Genomic DNA, 15,749 nt, shown 5'->3' with positions numbered 1-15,749 from the left:
GGCCCGTGCCCCCGGCGCTGGCCTCTCACATGGCCCCGCTATCGCCCTTCCTCGAACGCCACGACGTTCTGGAGATCTGCATCAACCGCCCCGGCGAGGTCTTCGTCGAATATGCCAACGGGACCTGGGAAAGGGTCGAACTGCCCGGCCTGACCTATGCCTTCCTGACCGGCCTCGTCACGACCGTGGGCACCTTCTCCCGACAGAAGGTTAACGAGACAATGCCGCTCCTCTCCGGCTCCCTGCCACAGGGCGAGCGCATCCAGATCGTGCTTCCGCCCGCCGTCCCGGCGGGCACGGTCAGCATCACCATCCGCAAACCGGCGCAGCGGACCTTCACGCTCGACGAGCTTCTGGGTCAGGGCATGTTCGAGGGCGTCACCAACGCCCCCTCCGCCTTGTCAGGCGCAGATGAAGCCCTGCTTGACCATCACCGCAGCGGCGACTGGAAAACCTTCCTGAAATCCGCCGTGCTGGCGAAGAAGAATATCCTGGTCTCGGGCTCCACCGGCTCGGGCAAGACGACCTTCTCGAAGGCGCTGATCCCGCTGATCCCGCCCGATGAGCGGCTGATCACCATCGAGGACACCGTCGAGCTGGAACTTCCCCAGCCCAACGTGGTGCGGACGATCTATTCCAAGGGCGGCCAGGGCGAGGCCAAGGTCACGGCGCGCGACCTGCTGGAAAGCGCGCTCCGGATGCGGCCCGACCGCATCTTCCTGCAGGAGCTTCGCGACGCCTCGGCCTTCTACTACCTGCGCAACGTCAACACCGGACATGGTGGGTCAATCACCACCATCCACGCCGACTCCGCCGCGCTCGCCTTCGAGCAACTGGCCCTTCTGGTGAAGGAGAGCGAGGCCGGGCGCGACCTCAAGCGCGACGAGATCAAGGACATGCTTTACCAGATGGTCGACGTGGTCGTGCAGATAAAGAAGACCGCCGCCGGGCGCAGGGTCACCGAGGTCTATTTCGATCCCCACAGAAAGCTGGGGGGTGCCACATGATCGTCCAGAACTGGCATCGCCTTGGCACACCCGCGCGGGCTGCCGCCATCTCGGCCGCGGTCGTGTTCCCCGTGGCCGGGGGGCTCATCACCGCCGCCTATGTCATGCAGTGGGGGCTGAAGGTTCCGCTCCACCTGCCCCGCGACCTGTTGCTCTGGCCGCAGGCTGCGCTGGCCGGATACACCGATCCCGAGACGGTCAAATGGATCAAGCTCTCCGGCTATGCCGGGCTGCTGCCGACCATCGTCATCGCTGCCGCCATCCTTAAGGCGCAGCCGAAGCCGGACGTGCATGGCCGCGCCGAGTTCGCACGCGCCCGCGACATCCGGCAGGCGGGCATGAGATCGAAGGCAGGCCTCATCGCGGGCTTCACCGGCTCTCTGCCCTCCCGTCACTATGGCAAGCGGATCGACAAATGGGGCCGCGCAGTCGAGCAAGGCGGCGCGGTCAAGATCCAGAAGGCAGGGCATCTGACGCACAAGAACCTGCTGGTGTATGGCGGCGACGAACACGTCCTGCTCTATGCCCCGACCCGCTCCGGCAAGGGCGTCGGCGTGGTGATCCCGAACCTCCTCAACTGGCCGGACTCTGCCGTGGTCCTGGACATCAAGAAGGAAAACTGGACCCTGACCGCAGGCTTCCGCAAGGCCGGCGGTCAGGAGGTGTTCCTGTTCGATCCCCTCGATCCGGACGGTCGCACGCATCGTTGGAACCCGCTCTCGACGGTCCGGCGCGGCACCGATTACCAGATCGAGGATCTTCAGCGACTGGCCGACCTGTTCATTCCGGTGGCCTCGAAAGACCCGTTCTTCGACCGGGCGGCACAGACGGCCTTTGTCGGCGTCGGCGGCTATTTGGCCGAGACGCCGGAACGGCCCTTCACCCTGGGGGAAATCTACCGCCAGCTCACCCTGACCCCGGACTTCGTTCAAACCTTCCGAAAGCGGATCGAAGTCAGGAAGGCCACTGGGCGTCCGCTGTCGCTTCAGACCGTCTCAACCCTCAACGACTTCCTCTCGAAGAGCGAGAATACCTTCGAGAGCGTGAAATCCACGATCACCGCCAACCTCGGCCTCTTCGCCAACCCGATGCTCGATCGGGCAACTGCCGCGTCGGATTTTGCCTTTGCCGATCTGCGCCGCAAACGGATGACGATCTATGTCGGCATCACGCCCAATAACCTCGGTCGCCTCGGGCCGCTGATGAACCTCTTCTTCCAGTCCTGCGTCGACGCGAACATGCAGGAGCTGCCCGAGCATAATCCAGCCCTGAAACACAAGATCCTGCTCTGCATGGACGAGTTCGCCTCGGTCGGGGAGCTTCCGGCCTTCAAGCGCGGCATCGGCTATTTCGCGGGCTACGGTATGAAGGTGCTGACCATCGTCCAGACCCCGGCGCAGCTGGCCGACATCTACGGCCAGGACGGCGCCGATGCCTACATGGACAACTCCGGCGTCAGCATCGTCTTCACCCCGAAGGGGGTGAAAGAGGCGCGCAACCTGTCAGAACGGCTCGGCACGCATGGCGTAGAAGCCCGCAGCGAGTCCAAGTCCAAATACCTTGCCAACCGCAAGGGCACGACCGTCAGCCACAGCGAACAGAAGCGCTCCCTCATGCTGCCGCAGGAACTGCTGCAAATGGACCAGAGCGAGGCGCTGGTTTTCGTCGCCGGACACCCACCGATCCGGGCGAAGAAGATCAGGTTCTATGCCGAAGCGGCGCTGCTCGAACGCTCCAAGGTGCCGCCGCCCGTGGTTCCCAAGATCGACCGCAACGCCTTGGCTGAAGCTGTGGCTTCCCTGAGAGACGAGAACGCGATGCTGCGCGAAAGCGTCTCCACCCTTCAAACCAACTTCGACAAGCTGGCCGGTCTGAAAGCCTTCCAGGCCGCGAACGTCGCCAATGGCGAACCTGCCGAAGTGCCGATGACCGACGAAGAGATCGCCAACCCCGACGGCATCTCCTTCGACCGGCTGGCACTGAGCGGGCAGAAGGCACAGGCGAAAATCAAGGAGCTGAACAAGGCCGGACAGGTCGGAACACGCAAGGGCGCGGCGGACATCCTCGCCGCCCTCGGCTGTGACGTCGCCCCCGCCAAAGCCGAAAGGAAACGGAATGCCTGAGACGGACAAGAGCACGAGCTTCACGCTCTCCTACGCGCATAACGATAAGGAAGAGCGCTTCACCTCGGCTGCCGCCGCAGGGCGTGCCTTTGCGGATGCCGAGGCCAGCCAGCGTCCGCGCGTGATCGAGGCCACGGATAAAGGCGCGCGCACCGTCGCCCACACGGTCACCATCGGGAGGGACATCCAAAAGTCCGTGCCCACGCTCGACAGCGTCCCCAAGGATCTCACGGGCCTCAACCGCGATGGCGCGGCCCCTTCCCGCATGACGCAGACCAACATGGACTTCTGGACCGGCTATCATGAACGGGTCGCGGAGAAGGCCAGCCCGGAAAAGCAGCCCAAAGACCAAGGCTCGATCTCGCCAAGCGAAAGGCCGAAGAGCAAGCCGGATCAGGATCGCTTTGATCTGCCCGTCAGCTACCACGACAGGTTTCTCGTCACGAAGGCGAAGGGGCAGCAGGACCTCTACCGTTCCTATGATGACGCCCGGCCTGCGATCATCGACAAGGGCGACCAGCTCAGCACCCGCAATGCGGATCGCGGGACAGCAATGGACATGATCGAGCTTGCCTCGCATCGCGGCTGGCAAGGCCTGAAGGCGAAAGGGCCGGAGGAGTTTCGGCGCGAGATGTGGGTTGAAGGCACTGCCCAGGGCCTGAAGGTTCAGGGCTATCGTCCCACCGAAAAGGACCAGGAAGAAGCCAACCGCCGGTCCCAGATGATCGGAGAACGCGCCATCGAGCGGACAGACCGCGCGCCCATTTCCGCCAATGGCAAAACGCCCGACCGCGAAGACCAGCATGCCGCGCCACGCCAAAGCTACTCTGACGGCATCTCCGGCAAGATCACCGACATCGGCACCACTCCCTATCGCAACCGCGAAGGGGCGGACCCCGTGCCCTTCGTCGCCCTGACCAACACGGCAGGCAAGGAAGAGCATATCTGGAGCGTCACCCTTCCTGCTGCGCTCGAAAAACATGACCTGAAAGTCGGCGACCGCGCGACCTTCTTCTCTCCCGGCGTCGAGCCCGTGACCTACAAGACCAGGGATCAGAAGACGGGAGAGGAAGTCGAACGCCAGGGACACCGCCGCCTCTGGGACGCCAAGGACATCGAGCGCGAAGCACAGCCGCAACGCGCGGCACAGGGGAAATCTGCGGCGAGGGCAACCACCGAGGAGATGCCAATGGCCGGCAAGCAGCGCGAGCAAGACACCAAATCGGACAGGCTCGAAGACCGCATCAAGCGATACGAACCCGGCGACCATGCCGCCAAAGGTCCAGCCAGCGTTCTGGCCCACATGGACGCGCGGCTCCGAGCTGAAGGGGTTTCGGAAAAGGACCGCGAAACCGCCCGAGAACATGCCGCCAAGCTTCTATCTCAGGGGATGAAAGCCGGAAGACAGATCCCTGTCCAACGCCTCGCCAACGTGACCAAAGAGCAAGAGGCTCAAGTGCGTGGAGCGACCGCCAAGGAAACGAGACCTGTTCCTGAACGCCAGATGCCCGACCAGACCAAGGGCAGCCGCTCTAGATAGAGCGTCATGTTAACCTCACATTGTCGTTAGCCTCCAGCAACGGGAGGGCCTCTTCCGACTTGACGACTGGCCACCGGGAAGTGTTTATCGTCGATGGACGAAAGGAAACTGTGTGCTCGGTCGGGTCTTCATCATTCTTGTTGCATTGCAGCTCGTTGTGACGAGTGCATTTGCGCATGTGATGCCGATGGCCGAACATTGTGCAGATCCTGCGGCTCAGCATGTGCATAGTGACGAAATATCCGTTCTTCAGGATCAGGTGGTCGACACTGCCTTCGAGACTGAGCAGCAGCCCAAGCCAATGGGACTGCTTCATTGTGCCAGCGTTGCTTGCACAGATCAGTCTGGAAATACGTCTGCTGTCGACCTGCACAAAGATTTCCGGATCGCGGACCTGAATCCAGCCGAACCGAGCATGGCTCTGCAGTCCGTTCTTCTTTCCTTCCTTCGGCCTCCTCTGGCCTGAGCGCGCCTGTCCGGCGTTGATTGCGGCGTGCCCGAGCGGCTACGTCCGGCAATCCGATCATTTGCGGCCTTCTTCAGGTTCTAACCTCTGGCCCACCTGATCCTTCTCCCTCCCTTCGCTGCTCGGCAGTGATCTCCTCTTTGCGAGGCCATCTTTTTGGTCCGCGCTCACGGAAAACACATGAAACACACGAACTTCCTGCGGCCTCTCGCCGTAGTGCTGGGGCTTGCCCTCGGCCTGCCCGCGCAGGCTGGCACTTATGACATTACCGTCGACAAGGTCCGGATCGACACCGGAACCTTCAAGAAGAACGGGATCGGCTACAATGGCAGCCAGACCCCGACCATCCTGCACTTCCAGGAAGGCGAAGACGTCGTCATCCGCGTGAAGAACAATCTGCGCGAAAGCACGTCGATCCACTGGCATGGCCTGATCCTGCCGTTCCAGCAGGACGGCGTGCCGGGCATCAGCTTTAACGGCATCAAGCCGGGCGAAACCTTCACCTACCGCTTTCCGATCGAACAGGCAGGCACCTACTGGTTCCACAGCCATTCGGGTTTCCAGGAGCCCGACGGCGCCTATGGCGCCATCGTGATCGCCCCAAAAGGCGGGGAGTCCGTGCCGACGAACCGCGACTACGTGGTGCAGTTCACGGACAAGCATCCGCACAGCGGATCGCGGATCTTCCGCAACCTGAAAGCTTCGGCAGACTACTACAACCGCGCGCAACGCACGGCGCAGGACCTGATCGAGGACGCAGGTGCCGAAGGTTTGAAAGCCGCCCTTCAAGATCGGAAGATGTGGGGTGCCATGCGTATGATGCCCACGGACATCGAGGATGTTCAGGGCTTCACACCGCTGATCAACGGAGCCAGCACCCAGCAGAACTGGACCGGCATCTTCAAGCCCGGCGAAAAGGTGCGCCTGCGCCTGATTAACTCCTCGGCGACGACCTATTTCGACGTGCGCGTGCCCGGTCTGAAAATGACGGTGGTGCAGGCCGACGGCAATGACGTGAAGCCGGTCGTGGTGGACGAGCTGCGCATCGCCGTGGCTGAAACCTATGACGTGATCGTCCAGCCGCGCGAGGCCAAGGCCTATTCGATCATCGGCGAAAGTGCGGGCCGCACCGCGATGGTGCGGGGCACGCTGGCACCGTCCGCAGGCATGGTCGGTCCCTACTACAAAATGCGGCCACAGCCTCTGCTTACGATGGCAGACATGGGGGGCATGATGTCTGGAATGGATCATTCGGGAATGGACATGGGCGGCATGGACATGTCTGGGATGGACCACTCAGGCATGGACATGAGCGGGTTCGACATGTCGGGCATGGACCATTCCGGGATGGATATGGGCGGCATGGACATGTCCGCTGGCATGCCCGTCGTTCCTTCTGAAGGCGCACCGGGCGCTGCCTTCTATGCACCGGGCAGCGGGCTGATCCCGACGGCGGCCAATGGCGGCAAGTTCCTTGGCTACGAAGACCTCACGGCGCGCAAACCGCTCTACCGTGATCGCCCCGCCACCCGCGAGATCGAGATCCGCCTCACTGGCAACATGGAACGCTACATCTGGTCGATCGACGGCGTGAAATACGAGGACGCCGATCCGATCCGCCTGAAGTATGGCGAGCGTGTCCGCTTCAAGTTCGTCAACGAAACCATGATGGCGCATCCGATGCACCTGCACGGGATGTGGACGATCATCGACACTGGCAAAGGGGCATACGACCCGGTGAAGCACACGGTCAGCGTCGCCCCCGGAACGACGCTCTACACCGAGACCGAAGTCGACGCTCCCGGCCAGTGGGCCTTCCATTGCCACCTCTCCTACCACATGGCCGGCGGCATGTTCCGCAAGGTCATCGTCGAAGGCGGCCCGTCCTGATGGGTGCGTATTCCAAGGAAACCAATCACATGAAAAAACTGCTGCTTGGAACGGCCCTCGGGCTTCCGCTTGCGCTGACTTTTACCTCAGTCGCGATGGCCGAGGTGGGCGTTTCCCCGACAGTCTGGGGCGTGCGGACCGACAAGCTCGAATACCGGATGGGCGATGAAGAGAACTCCTTTGCCTGGGGGTTCGAGGCCTGGACGGGCAATGACGAGCTGCGGCTCGTCTGGAAGAGCGAAGGCGCGAAGATCGAAGGTGGCGATTTCGAAGAGATGGATAACCAGATCCGCCTCCAGAAGCCGATCACCGATTTCTTCGATGGCTTCATCGGGGTCGCCGCCTCCACGCCGGACGGCGCGCCCGAGCGCTACTACGGCGCTTTCGGCGTCACCGGCCTCGCGCCGCAATGGTTCGAAGTCGAAGCGGCGCTCTACGTTTCCGAATACCCCTACCTCGGGGCGGAGGTGGAGTATGAAGCTCTGCTGACCAACCGGCTGATCCTGACGCCGTCTCTCGAAGTCAGCCTGCCGCTGGCGGATGATCCCGCGCGCGAAATCGCGGCGGGCGGCGGCTCTGTCGAGCTGGGACTGCGACTGAGCTACGACCTGATCGGCCGCAGCGTGTCCCCCTATGTCGGCGTGAACTACGAACGCGCCTTCGGCGGCACAGCCGACATCCTGCGCGATCATGGCCATGAAGTCGACGAGCTGACCGGCGTCGTCGGCATCAACTTCATGTTCTGATTTTTCTGCGCCCTCTCGGCTCCTCCGAAGCCGCAGAGAGGGCGCAGCCATTTTCAACCTGAACCAACCAAGGGAGCACCCCAATGAAACTTCGTACTATCCTGACGTCCGCCGCACTGTCGGTCGGTCTGGCCCTGAGCGCAGGCGCTGCATTGGCCCACGGCAAGGGCATGATGACCATGCCGGGCAACGGCCAGACGGTAGGCGCGGACACCAAGGTCATGCACCTGATGTTCAAAGACCCCATGCAGATCACCACCGTCACGATGAAAGCGCCGGACGGTAAGACCTACAAGATCAACGGTCCTGCTGCGAATGAGTCCGTGAAAACCTGGGAAGGCAAGCTGCCCAAGCTCGCACCGGGCAATTATAAGGTCGACTGGCGCGGCATGTCGCCGGACGGCCACCCGATGAATGGCAGCTTCGCGTTCAAGGTCGCGAACTGATCATGGGCGGAGTTCTTGCCGCACTGGAACCGGTGCAGATCGCCTCGATCCTCGTCAAGGCGGGGATGTATGTCAGTGTCCTGCTTGCGGCGGGCTCCGTCATCAACCTCTGGCTCCTGACGGAGTTGGATGCCGCTGCAAGCCGTCGCCTCAGGCGGCTTGCAGCATGGTCAGCCGTCGTTGGGATTGTGTTCAGCGCGCTGAACATTCCGCTGCGGGCGGCTTTCTTCTACGGGGGCTTCGGCGGCGCGCTTGATCCGATGATGCTTCAGATCGCGCTGTTCAGCCCACTTGGGCTGTCGGTTGAGGCCGACATTCTTGGCCTTCTCGGCATCGCGACCATCGTGCTCAATCGCAGTTGGACACGGCCTGTGGCGTTCCTTGGTGTTGTTCTTGTCGCCATCAGCTTCGCGCTGCGCGGTCACGCGACCGAAGATCCAAGGCTGGCGCTTGCAACGCTTTTCGTCATCCACATCCTTGCCGCGAGCTTCTGGATCGGGGGCTTCTATCCGCTCTATGATATGGCAGAGCGCGGCAACGATGCAGCCGTGCGCACTGTCGAACGGTTCGGTCAGGCGGCGCTGGTCACGGTCGGGCTGCTTGTCGCAGCGGGCGTCGTGATCCTGGTGATTCTGGCGGGCGATCCTATCGCGGTCCTGACCCAACCCTGGGGGCAGTTCCTGACGCTGAAACTGGCTGTCGTGGCCCTGCTTCTCGGCCTCGCAGGGCTGAACAAGCTTCGGCTGACCCCGGCCCTGGCTGAGACCGGAAACGCCGGCCCGCTGAGGGCGTCGATCCGATGGGAGGTCGCGGCCTTCCTCGTGATCCTGCTGGTCACCGCCACCTTCACATCCACGGTCGCGCCGGAGCACGTTGGCTAAGCCAGAAAGACACCGGGGGCGCTGCGACGACGACCCCGTTTCCCATCTCAGCCCCCGAGCGCGCGCAGGCCCATCCAGAGCCCCATTGCGATCATCATCAGGTTCTCGGTCAGGGAAATGAAGCCAAGCGGCACGTTGGAGTTCCCGCCGACGCAGGCACATTTCAATTCACGCTTGTCGATGTAGACGGCCTTGAACACGCTGACTGCTCCGATGGTCCCGATGACCAGTGCAACGGGCGCGGAAATCCATGTCAGGACGCCTGCAGTCATCAGGATGCCAGCCAGTGCCTCGCCGTAGGGATAGACCTTGCCGTAGGGCACCCAACGTTTCGCCAGCAGGTCGTAATTCAGGAACATGGTCGAGAACTGCTCGACGTCCTGAAGCTTCTGGATCGCAAGCACGGTCATGGACAGCGAGATGAACCACTGGAAGCCCTGCCAAGTCAGGATCGTCCCGTATTGGTGCCACGCCAGCCCAAGCGCCAGCAGGGCACAGACCGAAAAGATCGCGATGACAGGTCGATATGTCGTGTCGCTCTGTTCTTCCTTGGGTGGGTCGATCCCGAGGAAAATGCGCAGATCGTCATGACCCCCGATCCGTTTCCCGTCAATGAAGGTCTGCGGCGTCGTCTTGACGTCATGCTCGCGCTTGAAGGCCTCAGTCTCGTCCTTGGTCTTCAGGTGATGATCTTCGACGGCGTAGCCTTTGCGCTCAAGCAAGTCCTTGGATTTCAGACCGAAGGGGCATGTGTGCTCAGGCATGACCATGCGGTAGAGAACGGCGGTTTTCGTGGTATCTTTTGGCATGATCATCTTCCTCAATTCGTGCAGGCGTGCTGACCGCGGAAACCGGCCTCGTAGTCAGGGCTCGCGCTGATGACGAATTCCTGAAGGCCATCATCTTCCGTGTCGCGCACCTCGATCGTGATCGGGTCAGCCTTGAAGCTTCCTCCCGCGCCATCGAGGCGGACAAGATCCCCGCTGATCTTGACTAGGGCAGTGCCGTTTCCAGACACGAACACGGGCGGGCTCGTTTCAGTGTAGGTGAAGCTGCACGCGGCCCCATCCGGGAAGACCTGGGCGATATCTGCCTGCGTCAGGAACTCCGGATCGACCTTGGAAACGACCTCGCTGGACAGGGCGTCCTGAGCGGATTTCAACTCGGCAGCCGGTTCCTCCCCGGCGGGGGTCGCCTCTCCATTCGCCGAAATGTCCGCGATCAGATAGCGCATCTCCGCGATTTCCTTATCCTGGGCGTAGATGATGTCATCGGCCAAAGTGCGCACCCTGGGATCGGTGATTTCTGCACGGGACGACGTCATGATGGCAATTGAATGGTGCGGGATCATCGCCCGCATGTAAGCCCGGTCCTGCACCGTCACCTGACTGCGCACCAGCCAGAGCGCCCCTGCGAAAACGATGATGGAGCCCGCGAATATCGCGATATTGAGCGTGCGGTTCTTGTACATGCTGAGCATGAAGGCCAGCATGACGAAGGCCATGACCGCCCCCATGACGATGGCCATATAGGCGCGTGTTTCTGACCAGAAGATATGGCTGACCAGATACGTGTTCAGGTACATCAACCCGAACATCAGGACCGTAGACACGGCAATCATCAGGAAAAAGCGGGAATAGGCCATCGTCACCTCCAAGTGCGTTTAAGGGAGTAACAACCTTCCAGTGGGTGGATGTTCCCTAAAAGTTGACTTTTTTCGGCCTATTCCTGCTGAGTTCTTTCACGTTGATAGGCGCGTTCGCGCTCGGGCCAGGTGGATTTGATGTAGTCGAGGATCGCTCGGATCTCCGCATCGGTCAGCGCGTCGCCAAAGCCGGGCATGTCACTTTCATATCCCCCGCCGACCACCGCGGCAGTCCCGTCCCGCATGATGCGGAACAGGATGTCGTCGCCATGATGCCAAGTGTGGCCCGTGGCATCATGGGGTGGCGCGGGAAGGCGGCCGTCGGGACCGGGGCTGCGCCAGTCCGGCTGCCCCTGAAGCTCCGTCCCATGGCAGGATGCACAGTTCCGCTGATACAGAGCTGCGCCATCCATACCTTCCTCTGCCGCAACGGCCTGCGCCCAGCTTGCAAGAGTTGCTGCAAGTGCGATCAGGCCCTTCATGTAACCATGATCCAATTCGTCATTCCCGAAGCTGCGTGCCCCAGCATGTGGCAATGCAGCAGCCACTTTCCCGGGTTGTCCGCAACGAAGGCGGTCTCAGTCGTCTCGTTGGGCATGACGAGAACCGTGTCCCGTAGAGGGCCAAGGCTGCCGTCCGCCTTGCGCACCCGGAAATGCATCCCGTGCATGTGCATCGCGTGCGGGAAGATCGTGTCATTGGTCATGCGGATGCGGGCCGTTTCTCCGCGCGACAGGGTGGTAAAAGGTGTCTCCCCCAGCCCAGCCTGTCCAGCAAGGGCCCAGAACTGTCCTTTCTGAACCAGCTCCTGCCAGCCCAGCCTTTGCCCGTTAAAGGTTACGCTCTCCACGCCGCGCATCGCACCGCCCTGTAGCGGCATCTCAAGGACAGACGCGGAGTCGATGCCTGTGACCTCCATCCCCGGATTGCGCGGCAAGGGCTGAGGCGCACCGCGCGGCACTGACGCGGCACGTCCTTCGACAGAAACTTCAGCCAGTACGCGCCAAGTATCATCCGCTGAGGCAAAGAGAAGTCCTGCGGTTTCCCCTTCCTCGGCGGTGACATCGACAATCAGATCCATGCGCTGTGCCGGCGCAAGCACAAGCGTATCCGTCACCGGTTCTGGCGTATCGAGAGGCATACCGTCTAGAGCCACCGTCCAGCCGGTCAGCCCTTCCAGTTTCAGACCGAAGATCTGGGCATTGGCCGAGTTGATCAGCCGCAGCCTCAGCCGCTCGTTCTGCCGGGCTGGAAGCCTGTAATCATAGCGCCCGTTCACGCCCACGAGGTTGCCGATCTGGCCTCCGTGGCTGCGCGTCATCGGCGCTGCGAAATCATCGACAAACAGGCCCGTGTCGGGGTCCAGCAACCAATCGTCGATCATCAGGACTTCGTCCCGATCCACATCAGGCGGCGTCGCCTCTTCGATGATCAGGGCTCCGGAAAGCCCCCGCGCGACCTGTTCCATCGAATTGGTATGGGCGTGATACCAGTAGGTTCCCGCATCGGGCAGATCGAAGGCATAGTGGAAACTCTCGCCGGGCGGCACCGCGTTCTGGGTCAAACCCGCGACACCATCCATGGCGTTGTCGATACGGATGCCATGCCAATGAACCGAGGTCGGAACCTCCAGCGTGTTCACAAGTCGCCGCTGCAACCGGCTGCCCTGAGCAGCGCGGATGACCGGGCCAGGGATCGTCCCGTCGTAGCTCCAGACCGGCGTCGCCGGATAGCCATCCGGGGCAAGCTGCACAGTAGCTGCCCTGGCGGTCAAGAGGGGCATGTCCTGAGCCTGTACAGGGCGTGCCAGCGGCGCCAAGGTCAGACCTGCGCAGAACGCACGTCGCGTCATTTTCATTTCAGTTGATCCCGTTTGCGCGCTGTACTTCGCGGATGTAGGCGATGATCGACGTCACATCCGCACGGGTCACCCCGGGCTGCGGCGGCATGTCTCCGAATTTCCAATGGTGCGCGCGTACGCCATTCGCAGCCGCCATCTGGAAGGCCATGTCGCCATGATGCGACGGTTCGTAGATCTTGTGAATCAATGGCGGAGCGAACCCCATTTTCCCGGCGGCATTGTCACCATGGCAATCAGCGCAGACCGCATCGAAAGCCCGCTTCCCCATCGTCCCCTCGGGCGACAGCGTATCGGGAAGAGTGACGGCAACCATGGGCGCGCCCTCCGCTGGCGCCATGGTTTCCTGCACGGGGGCGGTTTGCTCGGAGGAGCGAGTGACTGCATAAGCACCAAGCGCCACGACAAGAATCGCGGCCCCGGCGAGGGTGAATTTGTTCATGATAGTATCCTGACCCTGCACGGCTTTGCGGGCCGCGCGCTCTGATGATGGGTCGATCGGAAACGACCCAGGTTCAACTGGAGCTGGCTCAGGCGCGAGGAGGCGGGAGGTCAAGGGACAGACTGATCGTCGTGCCACTTCGTGGCTCCGGCCACGCATGACGGAGGCGTGGCGGGTTGGCGCTATGGAGAGGCTGACTGGTATCGACAAGGGCCCAGCCTGCGCAGGTCGCCATGTCAGAACAAGGCGCGTCGACCTGGTGCCGGTGCGCCGGGGCCTGCTGATTTGCATCGATGATCGCCTCTGGGCAGGCCGCGCATTCATGCATCGCGGGCCCAGCCGCAGACATTTGCGGGAAGGCAGCCAGCATCACGAGGCTGGTCAGGACGATGATGGCGAGCAGGCGCATGGGGACCTTTCGTCGTCAGCCAGCAAGATGGGATCTCGCGACACAATGGTCACTACTGTCCCCCGTACACTGCGTTTTCCAGGCGTGTACACCTATCCCGCAGACTGCGGTCTGCCGACTATAACCTTGTTTCAGGACTACGTTATTCATCATTCATCGCGGTTGCCATACTGCGGAGCGAGCCAATTCGATAGATAGCTCCTCTCGAAGAAGAAGACAGTGAAGATCCCCGCGCCGGCGAGGATGACGATCATGGGATCGCTCTGCAACTTCATTGCCGTAAATGCAGTTAGCACGATGGCGTCGAAGCACAATGCCGCTATCAAAATCGGACTCCGGGCTCCGATGTCTTCCCGGCGGAAACGCCATACGCCCCAATGGACCACCATGTCCATGACCAGATAGAAGAACGCACCGAGTGATGCGATCCGGCCTAGGTCAAAGAACACTGCCAGCCCTGAGGCAACCACCACCGTATAGACAAGGGTGTGGCGCTGGATCGGGCCCGTCATGCCGAAATGGCTGTGCGGGATCATCTTCATGTCAGTCAGCATGGCCAGCATTCGCGACACCGCGAAAACACTGGCTAGGACGGCCGAAGCAGTGGCCACGACCGCGAGCAAGACGGTCAGGAGGAACCCCGCCTCGCCAAGGGCGGGCTTAGCGGCCTCGGCCAGAGAATAATCCCGAGCGTCAACGATTTGGTCGATGGTCAGGCTCGAACCGACGCCGAAGGCCACTAGGAGGTACACCACGACACACAGCGCGATCGAGATGGCGATTGCCCGGCCGACGTTACGATGGGGGTCGGTGATCTCAGCGCCGCTATTGGTGATTGTCGTGAAGCCTTTGAAGGCCAAGATGGCGAGTGCGACGGAGGCCATGAACCCAGTGGCGCCATGGGCACTGATGTCTTCCGTGCCCGCAGCGAAGTCAAACCCGCTTGACCAAAGAGCTGCAAACCCGAAAATGGCAATACCGCCGATCTTGATCGCAGCCATCACCAGAGAAAAAAGACCAATCGAACGGTTTCCCGCGATATTCACCAGGAATGCGAATAGGATCACGCCTACCGACAAGATCGGCACCAGTGGTCCACCGTCAATGTTGAAAGGACGCAGAAGGTAGGCAGCGAAGGTCCGGGCGACTAGGCTTTCGGCGATGACCATGCTCAATGCCATCAACAGAGCAGCACCAGCGGCCACTGCTCCGGGGCCGTAGCACTTCTGCAGGATCATCGCGATGCCCCCTGCCGAGGGCCAGGCATTCGACATCTTTACATAGCTGTAGGCACTGAAACCGGTAACAATTGCGCCGACGATGAAGGCGATTGGGAACAGGGTCCCTGCCAACTCGGCAATCTGGCCAGTCAGGGCAAAGATGCCAGCACCGATCATAACCCCAGTACCCATCGCAACCGCGCCGCCGAGTGTGATCGAGCCAGCCTTGTAGTCGCCGCCCCCATGGTTGTGTTTCATGATGACACCTCCGTTATCGGGGAGCGCTTCAGCGCCTTGTCGCCGAGGTGGGATGTTGCAATCAACGCGGCGAGGGAAATCGCGGCGTTAGTGAAGAAATCGTTCATGTTTTCGCCCATTTCTGGCTATTGAAATCGTCAGATAGCAGCAACCACGCCAGCCAGCCTGTCACGAACCTTGCCCGCTACGGCGGAGAGTTCGGTGTTTTCGATGGCCTGCATCGATGCCTGCGGATCGACGGCCGAGACTTCGACGCCGCCGGGTATTTTGCGCAGGATCACATTGCAGGGCAGCATCGCACCCACCTTGGGTTCCAGCCCGATTGCCTGCCGAGCCATCCCGGGGTTGCAGGCACCAAGGATCAGGTAGCCATCCATGTCCTTGTCGAGCTTCTTCTTCATTGCCGCCTTCACGTCTATCTCTGTCAGGACGCCAAAGCCCGCGTTGGCCAGCGCCTGCCGTGTGCGAGCTTCAACCTCGTCTAGGTTGGCGCCCTCGAAGAAACGGTCGATTGAATAACTCATCTGACTTCATTCGGCTATTTGCGCAGGTACTTCACAAGTGCCGCGATTGCGAGCACAACCAGGATCAAGATCAGGATCATCCAGATCCCGCCAATTCCCATTCCGAATCCGCCCATCATGTTTCACCTTCCTTTGAGCCCCGAACTCGCGAGCTTGATCTACTGGGGGGAGCAATTTTTTGGGGAATGAATGCAGGGACGCTTGCAGCATAGCGCTCCCAAGCTTCGCCGAAACTGGCGCGACTGTCGGCTTCCTCGCTCCTCGCCAGGCGCACATACATCCACACCAAAACCG

At 61.5% G+C, this 15,749-nt stretch carries 15 protein-coding genes; 8 read left to right on the top strand and 7 right to left on the bottom strand.

Translation table 11 applies throughout. The features are described from left to right. The first annotated feature begins 29 nt into the window (after positions 1-29). From virB11 to LC066_RS19145, 8 genes are all read left to right on the top strand, one after another. Complete coding sequence (gene virB11, locus LC066_RS19180) at positions 30-1,007, top strand: P-type DNA transfer ATPase VirB11 (RefSeq protein ID WP_224902504.1); 978 nt, start codon at positions 30-32, stop codon at positions 1,005-1,007. Beyond that, complete coding sequence (locus LC066_RS19175; RefSeq protein WP_224902501.1) at positions 1,004-3,130, top strand: type IV secretory system conjugative DNA transfer family protein; 2,127 nt, start codon at positions 1,004-1,006, stop codon at positions 3,128-3,130. The genes virB11 and LC066_RS19175 overlap by 4 nt, the downstream gene beginning before the upstream one ends. Then, positions 3,123-4,670 carry an LPD7 domain-containing protein gene (locus LC066_RS19170; RefSeq protein WP_224902498.1) on the top strand — a complete coding sequence of 516 codons (1,548 nt, stop codon included), beginning with the start codon at positions 3,123-3,125 and terminating at the stop codon, positions 4,668-4,670. Before LC066_RS19175 ends, LC066_RS19170 begins: the two co-directional genes overlap by 8 nt. A gap of 112 nt (positions 4,671-4,782) precedes the next feature. After that, positions 4,783-5,136: a hypothetical protein gene (locus LC066_RS19165; protein WP_224902496.1), complete on the top strand. Its 354-nt coding sequence runs from the start codon at positions 4,783-4,785 to the stop codon at positions 5,134-5,136. A gap of 180 nt (positions 5,137-5,316) precedes the next feature. Continuing rightward, complete coding sequence (locus LC066_RS19160) at positions 5,317-7,026, top strand: copper resistance system multicopper oxidase (RefSeq protein ID WP_224902493.1); 1,710 nt, start codon at positions 5,317-5,319, stop codon at positions 7,024-7,026. 29 nt (positions 7,027-7,055) lie between these two features. Then, positions 7,056-7,772, top strand: a complete 717-nt coding sequence (locus tag LC066_RS19155) for a copper resistance protein B (RefSeq protein WP_224902490.1) — start codon at positions 7,056-7,058, stop codon at positions 7,770-7,772. An 83-nt stretch (positions 7,773-7,855) separates the two neighbouring features. Next, positions 7,856-8,218, top strand: coding sequence for a copper resistance protein CopC (locus LC066_RS19150; protein ID WP_224902487.1), 363 nt, complete (start codon positions 7,856-7,858; stop codon positions 8,216-8,218). Positions 8,219-8,220: 2 nt separating this feature from the next. Beyond that, a complete protein-coding gene (locus tag LC066_RS19145) occupies positions 8,221-9,099 on the top strand; it encodes a CopD family protein (RefSeq protein WP_224902483.1) in 879 nt (292 codons plus the stop codon). Between the two features lie 47 nt (positions 9,100-9,146). On the opposite strand, the gene LC066_RS19140 is transcribed toward LC066_RS19145, so the two are convergent. From LC066_RS19140 to LC066_RS19110, 7 genes are all read right to left on the bottom strand, one after another. Next, on the bottom strand, positions 9,147-9,908 hold the full coding sequence (locus LC066_RS19140) for a glutaredoxin family protein (protein WP_224902481.1): 762 nt from the start codon (positions 9,906-9,908) through the stop codon (positions 9,147-9,149). A gap of 11 nt (positions 9,909-9,919) precedes the next feature. Continuing rightward, positions 9,920-10,744, bottom strand: coding sequence for a DUF6692 family protein (locus LC066_RS19135; protein ID WP_224902478.1), 825 nt, complete (start codon positions 10,742-10,744; stop codon positions 9,920-9,922). Positions 10,745-10,821: 77 nt separating this feature from the next. Beyond that, positions 10,822-11,226, bottom strand: a complete 405-nt coding sequence (locus LC066_RS19130; protein WP_224902475.1) for a c-type cytochrome — start codon at positions 11,224-11,226, stop codon at positions 10,822-10,824. Then, the gene (locus LC066_RS19125; protein ID WP_412103260.1) at positions 11,223-12,602 is read right to left on the bottom strand and encodes a multicopper oxidase family protein; all 1,380 of its coding nucleotides are present in this window, start codon (positions 12,600-12,602) and stop codon (positions 11,223-11,225) included. Before LC066_RS19125 ends, LC066_RS19130 begins: the two co-directional genes overlap by 4 nt. A gap of 1 nt (position 12,603) precedes the next feature. After that, the gene (locus LC066_RS19120; protein ID WP_100161098.1) at positions 12,604-13,044 is read right to left on the bottom strand and encodes a c-type cytochrome; all 441 of its coding nucleotides are present in this window, start codon (positions 13,042-13,044) and stop codon (positions 12,604-12,606) included. Between the two features lie 558 nt (positions 13,045-13,602). Next, on the bottom strand, positions 13,603-14,931 hold the full coding sequence (locus tag LC066_RS19115) for an APC family permease (RefSeq protein WP_224902469.1): 1,329 nt from the start codon (positions 14,929-14,931) through the stop codon (positions 13,603-13,605). A 137-nt stretch (positions 14,932-15,068) separates the two neighbouring features. Further along, a complete protein-coding gene (locus LC066_RS19110) occupies positions 15,069-15,455 on the bottom strand; it encodes a DUF302 domain-containing protein (RefSeq protein ID WP_100161063.1) in 387 nt (128 codons plus the stop codon). Between the last annotated feature and the right edge of the window lie 294 nt (positions 15,456-15,749).

The organism is Pseudooceanicola marinus (assembly GCF_020177265.1).
GTDB classification, from domain to species: Bacteria; Pseudomonadota; Alphaproteobacteria; order Rhodobacterales; family Rhodobacteraceae; genus Pseudooceanicola; species Pseudooceanicola marinus_A.
The sequence above is the reverse complement of the archived record's forward strand: the minus strand, read 5'-3'. Positions and strand labels throughout refer to the sequence as shown.